The 19,973-nt window shown below is 40.2% G+C and carries 16 protein-coding genes; 2 read left to right on the top strand and 14 right to left on the bottom strand.

Translation table 11 applies throughout. The features are described from left to right. Positions 1–72 precede the first annotated feature (72 nt). From TV75_RS03760 to TV75_RS03770, 3 genes are all read right to left on the bottom strand, one after another. Positions 73–1,521, bottom strand: a complete 1,449-nt coding sequence (locus tag TV75_RS03760) for a carbon starvation CstA family protein (RefSeq protein ID WP_044337318.1) — start codon at positions 1,519–1,521, stop codon at positions 73–75. A 270-nt stretch (positions 1,522–1,791) separates the two neighbouring features. Then, positions 1,792–2,313: an ankyrin repeat domain-containing protein gene (locus tag TV75_RS03765; RefSeq protein WP_044337320.1), complete on the bottom strand. Its 522-nt coding sequence runs from the start codon at positions 2,311–2,313 to the stop codon at positions 1,792–1,794. A 98-nt stretch (positions 2,314–2,411) separates the two neighbouring features. Beyond that, positions 2,412–4,580 carry a DNA topoisomerase III gene (locus TV75_RS03770; protein WP_044337321.1) on the bottom strand — a complete coding sequence of 723 codons (2,169 nt, stop codon included), beginning with the start codon at positions 4,578–4,580 and terminating at the stop codon, positions 2,412–2,414. A gap of 142 nt (positions 4,581–4,722) precedes the next feature. On the opposite strand from TV75_RS03770, the gene TV75_RS03775 reads away from it, so the two are divergent. Continuing rightward, on the top strand, positions 4,723–5,712 hold the full coding sequence (locus TV75_RS03775) for a YeiH family protein (RefSeq protein ID WP_052504416.1): 990 nt from the start codon (positions 4,723–4,725) through the stop codon (positions 5,710–5,712). 158 nt (positions 5,713–5,870) lie between these two features. Here the strand turns inward: TV75_RS03775 and TV75_RS03780 are convergent, their stop codons facing one another. The 3 genes from TV75_RS03780 to miaB all read right to left on the bottom strand — a co-directional run bounded on the left by TV75_RS03780 (position 5,871) and on the right by miaB (position 8,694). Then, the gene (locus TV75_RS03780; RefSeq protein WP_044337322.1) at positions 5,871–6,407 is read right to left on the bottom strand and encodes an outer spore coat protein CotE; all 537 of its coding nucleotides are present in this window, start codon (positions 6,405–6,407) and stop codon (positions 5,871–5,873) included. Positions 6,408–6,695: 288 nt separating this feature from the next. Continuing rightward, complete coding sequence (locus tag TV75_RS03785; RefSeq protein WP_044337324.1) at positions 6,696–7,127, bottom strand: RicAFT regulatory complex protein RicA family protein; 432 nt, start codon at positions 7,125–7,127, stop codon at positions 6,696–6,698. 1 nt (position 7,128) lies between these two features. Beyond that, positions 7,129–8,694, bottom strand: coding sequence for a tRNA (N6-isopentenyl adenosine(37)-C2)-methylthiotransferase MiaB (miaB, locus tag TV75_RS03790; RefSeq protein WP_044337325.1), 1,566 nt, complete (start codon positions 8,692–8,694; stop codon positions 7,129–7,131). A 263-nt stretch (positions 8,695–8,957) separates the two neighbouring features. Here miaB and TV75_RS03795 point away from each other — a divergent pair, with 263 nt between their 5' ends. Next, entirely contained in the window at positions 8,958–10,070 is a 1,113-nt protein-coding gene (locus TV75_RS03795; protein ID WP_044337326.1) for a hypothetical protein, read from the top strand. Positions 10,071–10,139: 69 nt separating this feature from the next. Here TV75_RS03795 and TV75_RS03800 read toward each other — a convergent pair whose 3' ends face one another. From TV75_RS03800 to TV75_RS03835, 8 genes are all read right to left on the bottom strand, one after another. Further along, positions 10,140–11,006, bottom strand: coding sequence for a 2-oxoacid:ferredoxin oxidoreductase subunit beta (locus tag TV75_RS03800; protein WP_044337327.1), 867 nt, complete (start codon positions 11,004–11,006; stop codon positions 10,140–10,142). A 3-nt stretch (positions 11,007–11,009) separates the two neighbouring features. Then, a complete protein-coding gene (locus TV75_RS03805; protein ID WP_044337328.1) occupies positions 11,010–12,752 on the bottom strand; it encodes a 2-oxoacid:acceptor oxidoreductase subunit alpha in 1,743 nt (580 codons plus the stop codon). 222 nt (positions 12,753–12,974) lie between these two features. Further along, positions 12,975–13,898 (bottom strand): dipeptidase, encoded by a 924-nt coding sequence (locus TV75_RS03810; RefSeq protein ID WP_044337329.1) that lies wholly within the window; start codon positions 13,896–13,898, stop codon positions 12,975–12,977. A 101-nt stretch (positions 13,899–13,999) separates the two neighbouring features. Continuing rightward, a complete protein-coding gene (gene spoVS / locus TV75_RS03815; protein WP_034760060.1) occupies positions 14,000–14,260 on the bottom strand; it encodes a stage V sporulation protein SpoVS in 261 nt (86 codons plus the stop codon). 137 nt (positions 14,261–14,397) lie between these two features. Further along, positions 14,398–15,201 carry a TIGR00282 family metallophosphoesterase gene (locus TV75_RS03820; RefSeq protein WP_044337330.1) on the bottom strand — a complete coding sequence of 268 codons (804 nt, stop codon included), beginning with the start codon at positions 15,199–15,201 and terminating at the stop codon, positions 14,398–14,400. 165 nt (positions 15,202–15,366) lie between these two features. Further along, on the bottom strand, positions 15,367–16,926 hold the full coding sequence (gene rny, locus TV75_RS03825) for a ribonuclease Y (RefSeq protein WP_044337331.1): 1,560 nt from the start codon (positions 16,924–16,926) through the stop codon (positions 15,367–15,369). A gap of 448 nt (positions 16,927–17,374) precedes the next feature. Next, positions 17,375–18,412: a recombinase RecA gene (gene recA / locus TV75_RS03830; protein ID WP_044337332.1), complete on the bottom strand. Its 1,038-nt coding sequence runs from the start codon at positions 18,410–18,412 to the stop codon at positions 17,375–17,377. A 301-nt stretch (positions 18,413–18,713) separates the two neighbouring features. After that, positions 18,714–19,949: a competence/damage-inducible protein A gene (locus tag TV75_RS03835; protein ID WP_044337333.1), complete on the bottom strand. Its 1,236-nt coding sequence runs from the start codon at positions 19,947–19,949 to the stop codon at positions 18,714–18,716. Between the last annotated feature and the right edge of the window lie 24 nt (positions 19,950–19,973).

Raw genomic sequence — 19,973 nt, forward strand, 5'->3', positions numbered from 1 at the left:
TGTAACTGCATTTGAAATTTCCAAATAAAAAACAGCCTTCTCTACTGAAAAGGCTGTTTTTGTCGATAATCGTTATGAATTTACTGAGTTCATCTCTAGTAATTTTTGTCGGCGAGGTTTGTATTTTACTACTTGTCCTACAAACCAAATCAAGACAGCCAACCAAATGACTGAGCCGATTACCATCGCTGTTGAATAGGGCAGACCAAAACCTTCTGGAGCGTAAAAGATATATGAACTCACAACTCCTGTCATAAATAATGCAGGGATGCTGCAAATCCAGTGGAACCTTGCCTGCTGTAATAAATAAATGGCAGCGGTCCACAACATGACGGTTGCTACTACCTGGTTGGACCAGCCTACATATCTCCACAGGAAGGTATAGTCGATTTGAGTAAGTAAAAACGTCGGGATTGCCACAGGAATGACCAACAAGACCGGCAACCATTTCCCTTCTACATCTTTCTTCCGCAGATCTTTCAGTAAATCTGCAAGCATCATTCTAGAGGATCTTAAAGCGGTATCGCCTGTTGTAACTGGAAGGATGATTACACCAAGGACAGCCAGTATTCCACCTAAAGTTCCTAACGTCGTTTTGCTGATCTCATTTACCACTCCAGCAGGTCCGCCTGCGGCCAACGCTTCTTGAAGCCCCGCCGTTCCATTGAAGAATGCCATACCTGCTGCAGCCCAAATCAAGGCGATGATCCCTTCAGCTACCATCGCTCCATAGAATACTTTCCGACCTTCACTTTCTCTTTTTAAGGTTCTGGCTAAGATGGGACTTTGAGTGGAATGGAATCCAGAGATTGCTCCACAAGATACAGTAACCATCAGTAAAGGCCATAGAGGCAGTTCATTTGGATGTAAATTTTCAAATGTTAGATTTGGGACTGGATGCTCAAAGAAGAACAAGCCAATTCCGATCGCCACTGCCATAAAGATAAGGATTGCTCCAAAGAACGGATAAACCTTTCCAATAATCTTATTGATCGGTAAGATAGTCGCAATTAGAAAGTATGTAAATATAAGGATAAGAGACGTCATAAAATTCAGAGGTGTTACCTCAGCCATTAATTGTGCAGGTCCCGACGTAAAAGCAGCGGCTACGAGAACCATCAACACGATGGATAAAATGTTCATAACGGATTGCACGGGCTTTCCTAAATATTTTCCCACGATAGAGGGAAACTGTGCTCCATTATGCCTAAGTGATAACATTCCTGAAAAGTAATCATGAACTGCTCCAGCAAATAGAGTGCCGATCACGATCCATATAAATGCTACAGGTCCATATAAAGCTCCTAAAATCGCCCCGAAGATCGGACCTAACCCCGCAATGTTTAACAATTGAACCAGGCTCGCTTTCCACCAGCTCATGGGCATATAATCTAAGCCGTCTTTCTTTTTGTATGCAGGCGTCACATTGGAATCATCAACACCGAAAATCTTTTCTACCACCTTTGAATAAATGAAATAACCTACTACTAGAATACAGATGGATGCAAGAAATGTTAGCATCACGATGTCCTCCCTTCAGTAAATGAATTTATCGTTTATTCTAATACGATAAACGACAAAAAACAACAGAATTTTCTAAAAATATTATTTTTTTAGAATAAAACAAAAAATACCCTTTACACTTATGGTTGTTAAACCAGTAATGTAAGGGATTACATTATTCCAAAAAAATTTTATACCATAATACATATTCAATGATTGAAAAGACCCATTTGAAAAGTGCAAAAATAAAAACACCCCTTAAAAGAGGTGCATGACACATACTGGAAGCTACTGTATTTTTCCCTTTGTAAATTCATCATGAGCCTTTAGAAATTCTTTATTATTCTTTTCCTTGGCAATTTCCAATGGAGTACGATCATTTCCTGACTGTATCTCTTGCCCGTCTCCGTGAGCCAGTAATAGGGATACGATTTCTTCACTTCCGTCGAAAGCAGCAATATGTAAAGGTGTGTGACCAGATGAATCGGCTTGATTTACATTCGCTCCTTGCTTTAGTAAATATTCCACCAGTTCTTTAGAGGCTTTTCCAGCTATTCCTGCATGCAAAGCTGTGTTGGAAGGTATGTAGGAAACTTTCGAATTCGATATGGAATTAATATCCGCACCAAAATTCAACAGAAGCTCGACAATTTCCATATGTCCATAATGTGCAGCCACTCCCAAAGCCGTTAATCCATGTTCATTATCTGCGTTACAAAGGTTTGTGTCATTTCTCAAAGACTGTTCCACTGTCACTTTATCACCGGTTTCAATTGCTTTGAAAAATTCTTCAATTGTAAAGGTTGTCATCTCTTTCACCCCGTTTTTTCATAATTACAAATATTCTACCAATTAAAACCGAAAAAAGATAGGGAAGACTCCCAAAATAGGGAGTCTTCCCCATAAAATTACTGATCCAATTTCAATTTGGCTAAAGCATCAGCTAATGCGGTATTGACAGGCTCTTCCTTCTGTTGTGTTTTCAAATACTTATTTACATCCCTTTTTGTAGCTTTGCTGTTCTTTTCCTTTTTCCTGCGATCATTGAACGTTGATAGTTTTTCTCTATGTCCACAGACACATGTGAACATTTGCCCTTCTCCTTCCCCTCTTAAATCCAAGCGCTTATGGCAGTTGGGGCAGCGGGCATTCGTCTTTTTACTGATATTTTTCCGATGACCGCATTCGCGATCTTGACAGACCAGTTTCTTTCCATGCTTGTTTTTAATCTCCAGCATCAGATTTCCACAGTCTGGACATTTCGTACCCGTTAGATTATCATGAGAGAATTTCTTAGTGGAATTCTTGATTTCACTTACTGATTTCTTCGTGTAGTCTTTGATTTCTTTTAAAAATTCCTGTTTATTAAGGGAACCGTTTGCGATTTTCTCAAGTTTTTGCTCCCACTCCGCTGTAAGTGTCGGGGATTGTAGTTCAAGAGGTGCCAACTCCAATAACTGCTTTCCTTTAGATGTAATAAGGATTTCTTTTCCTTTCGGCTCAATCACTCCTGAGTTAAAAAGCTTTTCAATGATATCTGCCCTTGTGGCAACTGTCCCCAGCCCACCCGCTTCATGTATGGTGTCGAGAAGATCTTTGTTGCTTTCTTTCATGAACTTTTTGGGGTTTTCCATAGCGGATAGGAGTGTTCCTTCATTAAAACGGCTTGGAGGATTTGTTTGTCCCTCTGTTTCTTTCATTGCAAGAATCGAATACGTATCCCCTTCTTGCATTTTTAATAGCAATTGATCTGTTTCTGAATTAAAATCATATACTTCCTTCCAGCCGGTTTCTACAATCCGCTTTCCTTTCGTCTGAAAGGTTTCAGCACCAATCGAGGCTTCTACAGTCGTTTGTTCATACAAATATGGAGGGTAGAATATGGCTAAAAATCGTTTCACGATTAAATCATAGACCTTTCTTTCACTGTCCTGTAACCGTTGGAGGAAGGGTGTCACCTCTGTCGGGATAATGGCATGGTGATCCGTCACCTTTTGGTCGTCTACATATGTTTTTGACAGCTTAATAGAGCCCTGTAGCGCATTGTGAGCCATCTTACGATAAGGTTGAACGTTCACTGCTTTCAATCGGTCTTTCAACGTGGAGACCATATCGCTTGATAGATGTCTACTATCTGTTCTCGGATAAGTTACTAATTTATGCTGCTCGTATAATTTCTGCATGATGGACAGCGTTTCTTTAGCAGAGAATCCAAAAGCCTTGTGAGCATCTCTTTGGAGTTCAGTTAAATCGTATAAAGAAGGAGCGTAATTTTTCTTTAGTGATTTTTTCACTGAATGAATAGTGATTTCCTTATGGTCTTTCAATTTTTTCATGACATTCGTGATTTCTTGTTTAGAGAATGTTTTCGTATCGTTATTTTTAGGGTTTGACCAAACAAACGTACCACGTTCTGTTGTGGCCTGTATGCCGTAATATGATTGTGGTTTAAAGTTCTTGATTTCTTCTTCCCTCTGAGCAATGATGCTTAATGTTGGAGTTTGCACACGTCCACAGGATAATTGTGCGTTGTGCTTGGTAGTCAGAGCCCTGGTTGCATTCATTCCCACATACCAATCAGCTTCAGATCTTGCTTGGGCAGCTGCATATAGGTTTTCGTATTTAGTTGCATCTTTCAGATTGTTGAAGCCGTCTTTGATTGCTTTGTCGGTCACAGAGGATATCCATAATCTTTTTAACGGTTTGTTTACCCGGGCTTTTTCAATGATCCAGCGGGCAACGAGCTCCCCTTCCCGGCCGGCATCAGTGGCAATGATAATTTCTTTTACATCCTGACGGTTCATTTGTGCTTTGACTGAACTAAATTGTTTCCCTGTCTTCTTAATGACCACAAGATTGAGGGATGGGGGAAGCATAGGTAAATCCTCAAGGTTCCATGATTTGTAGCGGTCATCATAGCTTTCAGGTTCTGCCAATGTGACTAGATGCCCCAGGGCCCAAGTAACAATATATTCGTTTCCTTCGAGGAACCCATTTCCTTTTTTCGTGCACTGAAGTACTTTGGCAATATCTCTACCGACAGATGGTTTTTCTGCCAGGACTAAAATTTTTTTCATGTAAAAAATCCTTTCACAGCTAAAGTTTCAATATCTTTTTTATTTTAACATACAATAAAACGATAGTGCTTTAGAGTTCACGTCTATAAAAGGTTGTACTATACTTAGGGATAGTTGATTTTCACAAAGGAGTTATAGGACATTGCATCATGACATACAAAAAGATTCCTTCCTTCCTAAAGAAGCTTTGGGCATCTTTATCATTGTTTTAATCAGTTTATTATCTAAAGGTTTAGGAACTCTCTTCCCTCTTATCGGAAGTTTGTTATTTGCGATTTTAATTGGAGTCATTCTTCAGAATGCAACCAGACTTCCTTTATCATTCGATCCAGGTATACAATTCACACTGAAGACACTATTGAAAGTGGCCATCGTATTTCTTGGTGTCGGTTTGAGCCTGTATGATATCCTCCATATTGGACAGAGAGCTTTATGGGTTATATTTCTTTCGGTTTCCGTTGGAATTACTGTGACATATTTCATTGGCAAATGGCTTCGTATCGACAAACGGTTAAGCTTGTTGATAGGAATCGGTACCAGTATTTGCGGGGCAACCGCCATTTCAGCCGTGAAAGGAATTATCGGGGCGAAAGAAAATGAAACCGCCTATGCTTTATCGACGATTGTATTCTTTAATTTAATTGCTTTTATTACCTATCCTATCATTGGCTACCTTCTTCATATGTCAGAATTATCGTTTGGTATATGGGCAGGCACCGCTGTACATGACACATCTTCAGCAATTGCTGTGGGGTATGCCTTCGGGGATGAAGCGGGAGAGGTTGCAACTACGGTAAAGCTTGCCCGTACTTTATTCTTGATTCCTGTCATGTTTTGTTTACCTTTTATTTTGAGAACGAGAAAAGAAGGTGAATCTCAATACAAGAAGGTATTCCCTTGGTTTATTTTCTTATTTCTGGGAATCTCTTTACTCCATACATTTGGTTTAATTCCTGTAGCGATTGAATCAATCTTGGAGATTTCGTCAAAATTCATGATCATCATGGTAATGGCAGCAGTGGGTCTTCAAGTGAGAATAAAGGACATCACCCAGTTAGGATTCAAGCCCCTCCTGACCGGCTTAATTGCCTCTATTACATGTGCTTTTATCAGTTTATTCCTCATTCTATAATAAAAAAACCAATCACCCTAACAAGTGATTGGTTTTTTTTACGAAAAAAAGAGCATCTAGAGAGATGCCCCCTGTATTATTTCCCATCCATAATGAGATAAATTGTCTTAGACTGTGAAGAAGAAAAAACTAGGAAGAGGCCGTCTTCCTAGTAAATGCTATTCTTCGTCTCCTTCTAAGAAGTCTGGATCTAACTCTTCAAATTCTTCATCATCTAAGTCACAATCCCAGTCTTCATCGTCACAACCTTCAGGATTTACAAGGACACATACTTTCGTTTCTCCTATAACTTCCACTAGGAATTCACGTTCAACGTGAACAATGATATTGTTACCGTTTGGTGAAATGACCGCTTCGCAGCAATTCGGCTGTTGCAGTACTCGAGCACATACTTCAATATCATCTAAGCAATCAGGATCACGGTATTTCAGTTTAATGCAATCTGTATACTGTACTCTCTCTGTTACAACGGATGTCTTTGTGTTGTCACTGTGGGAGTACCATACGTTAATCTCGTAATAACCGTGAATTTCAACCTTCTTGCCTACTTTGTGTGCTTCATACTGATGATTAATGATCCAGCAGCCTAAAATGCTCGATGGATTATGCGGCGGGCTAATCGTATGATGAGACTGTGTGAATTTACGTCCCTTCGCTACGACCGCTTTAGTAATAATCTCTCTATATTCTGCCATTCGAGCGAACCTCCTCATTCATTTTCAATTCATCTTATGCGACTATCTAGGTGTTTGTGCGAGTAAATTTAATTACATAATGGGATTGTTGCGAGATAATGTATTGTATGCGAATACCCATTGAATGTTCCGGAATGCACGATCTCCCTCCATAGAAAATATCGTGAACTCAACGAATACGAAAATGGCAGCATCAGCAAAAGAGCAGGCAAAAAAAACGATCTCTGCATAAAAGGGAGATTCCTTTAAGCAGAGATCGTTTTTGTAATGTCATTATTTTTTCTTCTATTAAGAACAGCTTCCAGGCGTCGAGTTTTTCACTTGTGATCCAGTTTCTCCACGTAGTAAGTCTCCCCCGGTGGTTTCGATGATATGATCTGTCACATTATTTGAAATAACGGACGCAACAATTTGAAGTAAATCATTTACATCTGTTTGTGACTCTTTAAATTGTTGTACCACCGGAATGGCATCGATTTCCTTTTCCAGGTTTTCGATTTTTGCTTCAACCATTTTTAGAGCTTCTATTTTTCCATAATGCTGAAAGTTCACAGCCTGCTTTTGTAAACTCTTAATACTCGCGATCATTTCACGTACTTTTTGATTTTCATGAATCTGTGCTTCAGCACGTTTAAAGAAATCCACTTCTTCTGTTTCAGCAATCATTGTTGCCAGCTCTTCCGCTCGTTTCATAATATCGTCTTTAGTATACTTTGCCATATTATTTCACCTCTACCGGTTCTTGAAATTCTGATCCAATTAGGCCTTCTTCGACCATTTCCCCATCCAGTGACCAAGACTTAGCATCTGTGATCTTAACTTTCACAATTTTTCCAATGGCTGTTTTAGGAGCCTTGAAGTTCACAAGCTTACTGCGTCGAGTATAACCGGCAAGAATGTCTGGGTTTTTCTTACTCTCCCCGTCTACCAGCACCTCAACGATCTGTCCTGTATAGTTCTTCATGGCTTCAGCCGAGTATTCTTTCACAACTGCATTTAATCGTTGAAGTCGCTCTTTTTTCACTTCCATCGGTACATTGTCATTCATCTTCGCCGCCGGGGTACCTTCCCTTGGAGAATAGATGTACGTGTAGGCAGATTCAAATCCGACCTCTCTGTATAGTGAAAGTGTTTCTTCAAACTGCTCGTCGGTCTCATTCGGATATCCAACGATGATGTCAGTTGTTAGAGCCACGTCTGGCATCGCTGTTTTTATTTTCCGTACTAATTCTAAGAATTGCTCCCTCGTGTATTTACGGGCCATAATCTTCAGAACATCTGTGGAACCGGATTGAACCGGTAAATGAATATGCTCAACCAGATTCCCTTTTTTCGCAAGGACTTCGATTAAATGATCATCAAAATCTCTTGGGTGGCTAGTCGTAAAGCGAATACGTGGGATGTCCACTTTACGAAGGTCATCCATTAAATCACCTAAGCCATATTCAAGATCTTCAATATCTTTACCATATGCATTCACGTTCTGACCAAGAAGAGTGATCTCTTGATAACCCTGGGCGGCCAGATGACGTACTTCCTGAATGATTTCTTCAGGACGGCGGCTTCGTTCCTTACCACGTGTGTATGGAACAATACAATAGGTACAGAACTTGTCACAGCCATACATGATGTTAACCCATGCTTTTATATTGCCACGGCGAACTTTCGGAAGGTTCTCAATGACGTCCCCTTCTTTAGACCACACTTCTACGACCATCGCCTTAGACATATAAGCATCTGACAGGATTTTAGGAAGGCGATGGATATTATGCGTTCCAAAAATCATATCGACTTGTTGATATGTTTTCAGGATTTTATTTACAACTGACTCTTCCTGGGACATACATCCGCAGACACCAATCAAGAGCTCTGGCTTTTCCCGTTTTAGATGTTTCAGATGTCCTAATTCACCGAACACCTTATTCTCAGCATTTTCACGAATTGCACATGTATTTAAAAGGATGACATCTGCGTCATCTGTCGAATTCGTCGCTTCATAGCCAAGTGCCATGAAAATCCCTGCCATTACTTCCGTATCATGTTCATTCATTTGACAACCATACGTACGGATATAGAATTTCTTGCCTTCTCCGAGTCCCCTGAATTGATCATCAATCGTAAAGTCGTTATGATATTTTATTTCTTCTTTCCCACGCTTTTTTGCATCTTTCAACGAAGGCGGGATATAGACACTTTCGAAGTATTTACTGTAATCCTTTTCGGATTTTTGGTCCGATGGAATAACAGACTTCGATTGTTGTCCATGTTTTCGTTGTTCTTCATTCATGAAAAATCCCCTTTCTACCTCTATAACAAAACCGCTTATCTTCTATTATAAAAAGATCTCACAAGATATACATTCTTGCACATTATAATAGTATAAAGGTTTTCTGGTCTACATACAATAGAGGCGCTTAAGTGTTGAAAAATGTATACATCTTTCTTTAGCAGCCTTACATTAACTGGGTGCTTGTAACAATCGTCGATACCATTACATAGACTAATGTATCAGAAACTGACCAGGAGGAGATTACCATCGATGAGGAAAAAGTGGTTTATCCACTATATAACATTTCAAATCAAGAAAGCTTCTTTTTACTATCGGAGATTAATAACCTAAAACAGACTATAAAAAAGTTAAAAACCAGCTACCTTTACGCTGAGAATGAACATTTAAAAGAAGAAATCAGTCAAAAGAATCGTGAACTAGAGCTTGCCTACGAACAAATAAAAGTAAATGATCTGTACGAAACAGAACTGTTAAAGGATAGAAACTCATTAACAGAAGCGAAAGAAAAAATAGAATCCGAGTTAAAAAATGCAAACAAGATAATCATGCATAATGGGGCTCATATTCAAACACTTGAAAATGAAAAAAAAGAATTAGAGAAATTTCTTTTAATAGAAAAACATAAAATCAAAGAAGTCAGAAAACAGCTGGAAGAAATTCAAACAGAAATATATTCATTGAAAGAGTCTGAAAATGTTTTACTATGCGAAATAGATACTTTGAATGCAGATTTAGTTGAAAAAGATAGGATTATCTACTCACTTGAAAATGAAATAGCTATTAAGGATACACACCTAAAAGAATTAAACCGAGCACTTTCACATTCGGAAGAAACAAAAAAAGATCTCTTTCAGGACTTATTGACAAAAGCAGAAAAATTAGAAGGACTGTCGGTTGAAAGGGATCAATTAATTCTTAGATTTGAAGAATCCAAAGAAAAATTAATGGAATCTGAAAAAATGAAAGTGGATTATTTCGAAAGAATGATTGAAGCTGTTCAGCAGCAGATCGAGGAGAATGAATGGTGGCTGACAAATCAATTCGCTGACATTGATCGATCATCCAAGAAGCAGGAAGAAAAAATGGACTCACTTGAATTGATAATGAATGATTCATTTGAAAAAGTGCTAAGTAAAAAAGATAATATGTTGAACGAACTTGAAAAATTCGATTCCCAACTTTCACATATCATCCAACAGATGAACACACTTTACCAGACCGAGTCATCTATATTTCACGGAATTGATTCTCTTAAAACACTGATCGATTCTAATAAAAATCAAGATACGAACAAACTTATGACAACCAAAAAAGGCGTCTATAAAATTGAAGCAAGGGAAAGCACGCCAATAATCAGGGATAAAACAAGATAAATCACTACAATGCACATACAACAAAGATAGAAAGGACTTCCAATTTGGAAGTCCTTTCTACAATCAGTATTACATAAATTCTTTCACTAATTCATCAAATTTACTTTCATCCAACCTTAAATCATGAGTGCTTAGAGGCTCTTCGGAGTAACCTGCTACAAGATCTTGGTACGATGGCTGTTCTTTATTCTGATAAATCAAACCAGTAACCAGTCCATCCTTTTCCATGAGCATATTCATCGCTTGTTCACGATTTGATGGATCATAGCCTTCAACATCTGAGAGCCTTGTCAGGTTTTCTTTAAACCAGTCGTACGTATTAATCTTGTTATATGTTACACAAGGACTAAATACGTTGATCAATGAGAAGCCTTTATGATTAAGTCCAGCTTCAATTATCGCCGTAAGCTCTTTCAAGTCAGAAGAAAAGCTTTGGGCAACGAATGTTGCACCTGCTGTCAGTGCCATTTCCATCGGTGCGAGTGCAGGCTCGATACTTCCCTGAGGCGTAGACTTTGTCTTGAAACCAGATGATGAGCGCGGGGAGGTTTGTCCTTTTGTCAGCCCATAAATCTGGTTATCCATAACGATGTATGTAACATCAACATTACGACGGATCGCATGGATCGTATGGCCAAGCCCGATGGCAAACCCATCACCATCCCCACCTGAAGCGATAACGGTTAAATCCTTATTCGCCATTTTTAATCCCTGAGCGATAGGAAGGGAACGTCCATGAATGCCATGAAAACCGTATGAGTTAATATAACCTGATATACGTCCGGAACAACCAATCCCGGAAACGACAGCTAATTGTTCAGGATCCAGCCCCACATTTGCCGATGCACGTTGAATCGCTGCTTGTACAGAGAAGTCACCACACCCAGGACACCAGTTTGGTTTAACATTATTTCTGAAATCTTTAAAGGTAGCCATGGATCAGATCAACTCCTTACATCTGGAATGAATTTCATTTGGTAAATATGGTGTTCCATCATATTTTGTCATTTTCGTGATTTTATTCCCATACCCAACATTCATTTTTATAATATTTGCCAGTTGTCCAGTAGCATTATGTTCAATCACGACCACTTTCTTCGCTGATTGCATTAGTGGCTCCAGTTCATCTGCCGGGAACGGGTGGATTAAGCGAACATGCGCATGGTTCACTTTCAGCCCATCGGCATCAAGGCGTTCCATTGCTTCTTCAATTACACCACGTGTGGAGTTGAAACCAACTAATAATAAATCGGCTTCTTCATGTGGTGCATGAGTGTGAATTGGATTAGTAAAGCGGATACTTTCCACCTTACGCATACGTTTATCCATCTGCGCCTGCCTGTTTACAGGGGATTCAGAGGGCTTCCCTGTTTCATCATGTTCTACTCCTGTTACATGATGAATACCGTTCTTCATTCCAGGAATGACACGTGGTGATACACCATCTTCAGTCACTTCAAAACGTTTAAAGTATTTTTTCGGTTCTAATTCATTTAGTTCAGATTCATTTCCAACAAGCTTTCCTCTACGAATTTCCACTTTGCTGTAATCAAGAGGTTCAACTGTTTGTTTCCCTAATGAAAGTTGCAGATCTGAAAGAATGATGACTGGACATTGATACTCTTCGGCTAAGTTAAATGCCTCTACTGTATCATAGAACGCTTCCTGTACTGTACTTGGAGCCAGGACGATCTTGGGAATCTCTCCATGTGTACCATAAATCATGGCCATTAAATCGGACTGCTCCTGTTTCGTTGGAAGCCCCGTGGACGGCCCTCCACGTTGAGTATCCACCACTACTAAAGGCTGTTCTGTCATTCCGGATAATCCGATTGCTTCCATCATAAGTGAAAGACCTGGTCCAGCCGATGCAGTGAATGAACGGATTCCTCCGTAGTTAGCTCCGATTGCCATCGTTGCGGCTGCAATCTCATCCTCTGTTTGAATAACCGTTCCTCCAACCATCGGGAGCTTTTTAATAAGATATTCCATAATTTCAGAGGCTGGAGTGATTGGGTATGCAGCCATCAAACGAACGCCACCTGCGAGTGCCCCAAGAGCAATTGCGTCATTTCCGATCATAAACATACGTTTATTGCCGTCAGCTTCTTTCAGCTGTAAGGCACCAACATTGCTTCCAAGCTCTTCTTTCATCGTTTGGAAGCCCTGTTTGATCGCTTCCATGTTTTTCTCTACTACCGTTTCACCTTTGCGGCCGAAGATTTCTTCAACAACTTCCTTAAAAACTTCCGGATCAAGGTTTAGAACGGCACATGTCGCACCTACAGCTACCATGTTCTTCATTAACGACGTTCCAAGTTCCGTGGCTAACTGGGTGAATGGGATGATATAGAGGGAAGCTTCTGTATCTTCAGGCTTCTCAGGCTTAAACTTCTCATCAGCTATAATGACACCATTGCTATGTAGTTCTTTATAATTCACATCAATCGTTTCTTGGTCAAATGCAACTAAAATATCTAAGTCATCAGCAATCGCACGCACTTGTGTAGTACTTACCCGAATTTTATTATTCGTATGGCCTCCCTTAATACGAGAGGAGAAATGACGGTAACCGTATAAGTAATATCCAAGGCGGTTAAGAGCCATAGAGAAGATTTCACCCGTACTCTCTATTCCTTCACCTTGCTGGCCACCAACTTTCCATGAAAGTTGTTCCTTCATTTATTACACCCCTTCAATCAATTTTTGCAACATCTAGTAGAGATGCTTTTCTCTTCATTTCGTTCAAACAATCTATTATTACAAAGGATGGTTGCAACTTGTGTTCACTCTATCAGTTTATCACTTTTTGATTTAATTCACTACTGTATCGAAGAAATTATGAATGTAAACGGGTACAACTTGGCAAAAAATAAACCGCTAAAGGTTTTACCTTTAGGGGTTTCAATCTGGTAATCTGGCAAAAAAGTTTTCAAATAAGAATTTCTTAACTTGCTTTTCACTATAGTATCGTTGAAGTGTGTTGATTAAGTTATCATATTGATTGAATGAGGATAAACCTTGTACCGTTTCAGATATACCATCAAAATCGGAGCCAAAGCCAATATGATTTTCACCACCCAAACTGCATACATGCTCGATATGCCTTATCACGTCTGAAATTTCCGCTGATCCTTTTTTGTTTAAAAAGGGAGGAACAAAAGTGATCCCCATGACACTATCTCTTTTTATTAGCGCTTCAATTTGATCGTTTTTCAAATTACGGGGATTGGGACATATAGAATAGGCGTTCGAATGAGAAGCAATCGGATAATCAGCCATTTCGATTGTATCCCAGAATGCTTTCTCGCATAGATGGGAAACATCCGTCCAAAGCCTTTCCTCGTTTAAAAATGATACTACCTCATGTCCAAAATTGGTTAATCCCCCACCCCTCGGCTCCAGTGCACCATCTGCACAAGCATTGGCCCAATTCCACGTCAATCCTACAGAACGTACCCCAAGCCGGGAAAGAATTTCAAGCTTCGTGAGGTCCTCTTCTATAGCCTCAGCACCTTCCAGTGTCAGCATCGCACCAATTTCATCATCGGCCAGTCTTTCTACTTCCTGTTTTGAAGTCACAAATTTAAGTTTTGGGTTTGGTTTTAAAATTTCATTATGAAACAAGTTCACCATCTCTAACGCAGCTTGGAATCTTTGACCTGGTTTCAAATAAGATGGAATATAGATCGCAAACAATTGTACTTTACTCCTGCTTTCAAGAAGCTGGGGGTAAGTAATATGCATTGTATGTTTAGATTGAAATGCTCCCTTCCCTGGTTCCAGGTATAACTTCATTAACACATCGCAGTGTGCATCAAATAACATAATACTTCATCCTTTCAGGGCACCTATCTTATATGTATTACGATTAATAGTATAAAGGCTGTCCACTAAAGAATCCTCTTTAATGAACAGCCCATTGTTTATTATCTTGGTTCTACGATTAACTTTATCGCCGTACGCTCTTCTCCATCAATTAAAATATCTGTAAATGCCGGGATACATATTAAATCTAAACCACTAGGAGCCACAAAGCCTCTGGCAATCGCAACCGCTTTAACTGCTTGATTTAAAGCTCCTGCACCAATAGCTTGAATCTCAGCTCCTCCTCTCTCACGAAGAACACCGGCGAGTGCACCAGCTACAGAATTAGGATTAGATTTTGCTGAAACTTTTAATATTTCCATTCCTTTTCCTCCTTGTCATTTCCCCCATACCGTATGTCCGTGGTAAAGAACAAACTTGGTATAAATGATTCCACTGATACTATATTCAGGAAATGGACAAATCATTCCGGTCACACCGAAAAAAGGAAAGAAAACATTTAGTATTCTGCCATAAATGGATGGTCTTCGTTGATTAAAATACGCTCGATTTTTTTCGCTTTACCAGTTTTTTGATCAACTTCGATTAGACAGGCACTCAAGATTTTGCGTCCTGTCTTTGGGACTTCAAAACGAACCGGTAAACTAGTCTGGAATCTCTTAAGAACAGAATCCTTGCTCATCCCTAATACTTCATCATATGGTCCCGTCATACCGACATCGCACATAAATGCGGTTCCATTTGGAAGGATGCGATTATCTGCCGTTTGAACATGTGTATGGGTTCCTATTACAGCAGATACACGTCCATCTAGAAACCAGCCAACCGCCTGCTTTTCACTTGTTGCTTCTGCATGAAAGTCAACGAAGATAATCGACGTTCTTTTCTTTGCTTCGTATACAAGTTCATCAAGTGCCTTAAACGGGTCATCAAGGGGAGGCATAAATGTTCTTCCTTGAGCATTGATGACGGCAACTTCTTTTCCGTACACTTCAGCGAACACCAGACCGCTTCCCGGCGTGCCTTCCGGGAAATTCGCCGGTCTAACCATCTGTTTAGATGAGTCGATAAAATTGAAGATATCTTTATTATCCCATGTATGATTTCCTAAGGTCACCATATTGGCGCCATCTTGTAAGAATTGTTTATAAATCTTCTCCGTTATCCCTCTGCCTGATGCAGCATTCTCTCCATTAACGATCGTAAAATCGGGTGAATGCTTCTTCTTTAACTTCGGCAGGTATTCTGTGATCATTTCTCGGCCCATTGAACCGACAACGTCTCCTACAAATAATATTTTCATGAAAAATCCCTTCTCTATATGTATTGAGTCCTGTAGTTATTGTATCACAAAATCCTTAGGGTCTATTCATGAATGAGGGATTCTCCCAATGATCCTTATCACTGATGTTGGCAACGATAAAAAAAGCTGACTCAAAAAGGGGATATCCCTTTTCGAGTCAACCACTTATTTAGCGTATTCGACAGCCCTTGTTTCACGGATGACCGTTACTTTAATATGGCCTGGATAGTCAAGCTCATCTTCGATCCGTTTACGGATATCCCTTGCTAATCGATGAGATTCCAAATCGTCAATGGCTTCAGGTCTTACCATAATACGTACCTCACGCCCCGCCTGGATAGCGAAGGATTTCTCAACGCCTTCATAAGACTCTGAGATTTCTTCGAGCTTCTCTAAACGACGGATATAGTTCTCGAGCGTCTCACTTCTTGCCCCAGGTCTTGCAGCAGATAAAGCATCAGCAGCAGCTACCAGAACAGCAATGATTGACGTAGGCTCTGTATCACCGTGGTGAGAAGCAATACTGTTAATGACCACAGGATGTTCTTTATATTTCGTTGCGAGTTCTACACCAATTTCCACGTGACTTCCTTCTACTTCATGGTCAATCGCTTTTCCGATATCGTGAAGTAATCCTGCACGTTTAGCGAGTCTTTCGTCTTCACCTAGCTCAGCTGCCAGTAATCCCGAAAGATATGCGACTTCCATTGAGTGTTTTAGAACGTTTTGACCATAACTTGTACGATACTTCAAACGTCCCAGGATCTTAATTAAATCCGGGTGAAGCCCGTGAACGCCAACTTCAAACGTTGTTTGTTCACCAATTTCACGAATATATTCGTCTACTTCACGTCGAGATTTATCCACCATCTCTTCAATTCGTGCAGGGTGGATACGTCCATCCTGTACTAATTTTTCTAATGCAATTCGAGCCGTTTCTCTACGAATCGGATCAAAACCAGAAAGAATAACTGCTTCAGGAGTATCATCAATAATTAGATCAATTCCTGTTAAAGTTTCCAGCGTACGAATGTTACGTCCTTCTCGCCCAATAATTCGACCTTTCATCTCATCATTCGGTAGGTTCACAACACTAACCGTTGTTTCAGCCACATGTTCTGCAGCACAACGTTGTATAGCCAGTGAAAGGACTTCTTTCGCTTTCTTATCTGCCTCTTCTTTCGCACGGGTTTCATGCTCTCTGACCATAATGGCGATATCATGGGAGAGTTCATTCTCAACGCGGTCAAGAATAATTCCTTTCGCTTCGTCACGAGTTAAGCTAGAGATACGTTCTAGCTCAGTTTGCTGTGATCGTACCATCTCGTCCACTTTGCTTTCCATCTCTTCAATATGTTGTTGTCTCTCGTTAAGAGTTCCCTCTTTTCTTTCAAGTAAAGCTTCACGCTTATCAAGCGTTTCATCTTTTCGATCGAGGTTTTCCTCTTTTTGCATTAAACGGTTTTCTTGTTTTTGCAATTCATTTCTTCGTTCACGAAGTTCATTTTCCATTTCTGTGCGAAGTTTATGATTTTCGTCCTTTGCTTCTAAAAGTGCTTCTTTCTTCAGAGCATCTGCCTCGCGCTTAGCATCTTCTAAAATCTGCTCCGCTGAACCTTTGGCACCAGCAATCTTTGCTTCAGCAATGGACTTACGAATTAGGTATCCAACAACTACACCGACGATAAGGCCAAGCAAAATGGAGATGATTGTTATAGGTTGCATTATTTCACCTCCTCTTGCTATGAACTGTCATCATGTCTTTTACATGTCGGCTTGTACATTGCTCACTAGAACAAAATATACAGCGCTAGGCTTTCAAATATTCATTCGAAAAATTTGTAAAATATACATGTTAATTTTAAATCTCTGAAAATTTATTGTCAAGGGGTAGAGCCCTCTATCACTAGATTTCTAAAGGGATTTTTTCCAATCGACATTATTTGACACTGCCGCTGTGGGGTTATGAATGATTTTCAAGCAAAACCATCTTTTTTCATTTTTTGTTTGAGTGTAAGGACAATCACCAAAAACTGGATACACATTTGTACATTCATACCGATCAGACATAATCTTTGTGAAAAAGGGTTTGTCACTATTTTCTACATATAAGTTGTTTGACATACATAATAAAGAGAAGCAAACCATAGTGGCTGCTTCTCTTATTTGTGGATTAGTCCTCTAAAAGACTTAATTCACTTTGATCATCCGTTTCGGCACGGCCTGTGTCCAAACCGTAGTGTTCACGGATTTTCAGCATGATTTCACTGCGGATTTCAGGATTTTCTTTAAGGAAAATCTTCGCATTCTCGCGGCCTTGACCCAGACGCTCTTCGTTATAAGAATACCAGGCACCACTCTTTTGAACGATGTCCAACTCAGACCCAAGATCCACGATTTCACCTTCTTTAGAAATCCCTTCTCCGTACATGATATCTACTTCAGCTACACGGAAAGGTGGAGCTACTTTATTTTTAACGACTTTGATCTTCGTTTTGTTCCCTACCATTTCATTCCCCTGCTTAAGTGTTTCAGCGCGACGGACTTCTAAACGAACAGATGAATAGAACTTCAGTGCGCGTCCACCAGGAGTCGTCTCAGGATTACCGAACATGACTCCAACCTTTTCACGAATTTGGTTAATGAAAATCGCGATGGTTTTCGATTTGTTAATAGCACCTGAAAGCTTACGAAGAGCCTGTGACATTAAACGGGCTTGAAGACCTACGTGAGCATCTCCCATCTCTCCTTCGATTTCCGCTTTCGGTACAAGCGCCGCAACCGAGTCAATAACGATAGCGTCTACCGCTCCACTACGCACCAAAGCTTCCGCAATTTCCAGCGCCTGCTCACCTGTATCAGGTTGAGAAAGTAATAATTCATCTATGTTTACCCCAAGCTTTTGAGCATATTCAGGATCAAGTGCGTGCTCTGCATCGATAAATGCAGCCTGACCGCCTTGAGCTTGAACTTCTGCAATGGCATGAAGTGCTACTGTTGTTTTACCAGACGATTCCGGACCATACACCTCGATAATTCTTCCTCGAGGATATCCGCCAACTCCCAAGGCTGCGTCCAACGCTAGTGAACCACTTGGACAAGTTACTACTTTTCTATCAGTTTGCTCCCCCAGCTTCATTATAGAGCCTTTACCAAACTGCTTTTCTATTTGTTTTAACGCCATATCTAAGGCTGCTTTACGATCGCTCACAAATCTTCCTCCTTTGAATATATAACTTGAAATAGACAACTTATCAGCTTGTCTCAAATCCAACCTATCTATACTATAAACGTTTTTTAAATAGAAAACAAGAAAAAAATCGAACATTCATTCGGTTTTTTTCTAAGGGTGTTTTCAATTGAATTGGGAGTTGTTTCACTAGAATAAATGAAGGTGAATGGAGGTGGTCAATTTATATTAACTGGCAGATATCCTCTCCCCGCAAAGTAAAAACTTTTCTCCACACTAAAAAAACTGCCTTCCCTATACTGGAAGACAGCTCGTCTAGCACCTAACTTAATTCTTTAATTAAATAATGCCAGCCGTATTTCGCTGTTCTCACTCGATTTGCATTCCTTCCACCACCGAGATTCAATAGAAACGCTTTAGTAGGCCGATCTTTAATCGACAAACCAATCCACACGGTTCCTGCAGGCTGACCTTCATGTGATCCCGGGCCTGCTACTCCTGTGAAACTGATTCCTATATCTGATGAGAAAAGCTCTCTTACATTCTCAGCAAGTTCCCGTGCACACTGTTCACTTACTGATGTATGCTCTTTCAATGTACTCTCTTTCACAGATAAAATCGTCTTCTTAACTTCATCCTGGTAACAAACCACCCCGCCATTCAGGATAAATGATGCTCCAGTTAACGACGCTAATTGAGCTTGAAAGAGTCCCCCGGTTAAGCTTTCTGCACAGGATAAGGTGAGACCTTTTTCTTTTAACAATTTGAATCCTACCTCAAAGAGAGAATCCTGATTGTATCCATAGAAGTAATCTCCTACAATAGCCATAATTTCCTCTTCTACTGCATCCAAAAGGGAGACGGCAATCTCCTTTGACTCGTGCTTCGCCGTCAACCTAAGGGTCACTTCTCCATCACCCGCCAATGGTGCAATGGTAGGATTGGTTTGTTTGTCGATCAAGTCTTCCAACTCTGTTTCCAACTGAGCTTCCCCAATGCCGAAAAAGCGCATTACCCGGGAATGGATGATTTCTTTCTTCTTTAATAAAGTAAAGATCGCTTGTTTGCCGTATTTACTAAACATAGGTTTCATTTCAGATGGGGGACCTGGTAAAAGCATGTATGCTTTATCATCCTTTTTCAGTAGCATCCCAGGAGCCATACCGTGTTCGTTCTTCAGTACTTGAGAGCCTGCTAAAATGAGGGCCTGCTTTTCATTATTGGGGGTCATTTCCCGATTCACTTTGTTAAAGTAGCTTTTAATTGATTCCAACGCATCTTCGTCCATGGTCAAAGTTGTACCTAATGACTTTGCTATTGTTTCTTTCGTTAAATCATCCTTCGTCGGTCCAAGTCCCCCCGTAAAAATCAACAGGTCTGCTCTCCCTTCCGCTACTGTAATCGCGTGGTGCAACCGTTCAGGGTTATCTCCCACACTAGTGTGGTAATAGACATTCACCCCCACTTCAGCCAGTTGCTCTGATATGAATTGAGCATTGGAATTGACGATCTGACCTAATAGTAGTTCAGATCCGACCGCTATGATTTCTGCATTCATCCTTATTCCCCCTATTGATGATGT

Origin of the sequence: Rossellomorea aquimaris (assembly GCF_000935355.1) — a bacterium.
GTDB lineage: Bacteria > Bacillota > Bacilli > Bacillales > Bacillaceae_B > Rossellomorea > Rossellomorea aquimaris_B.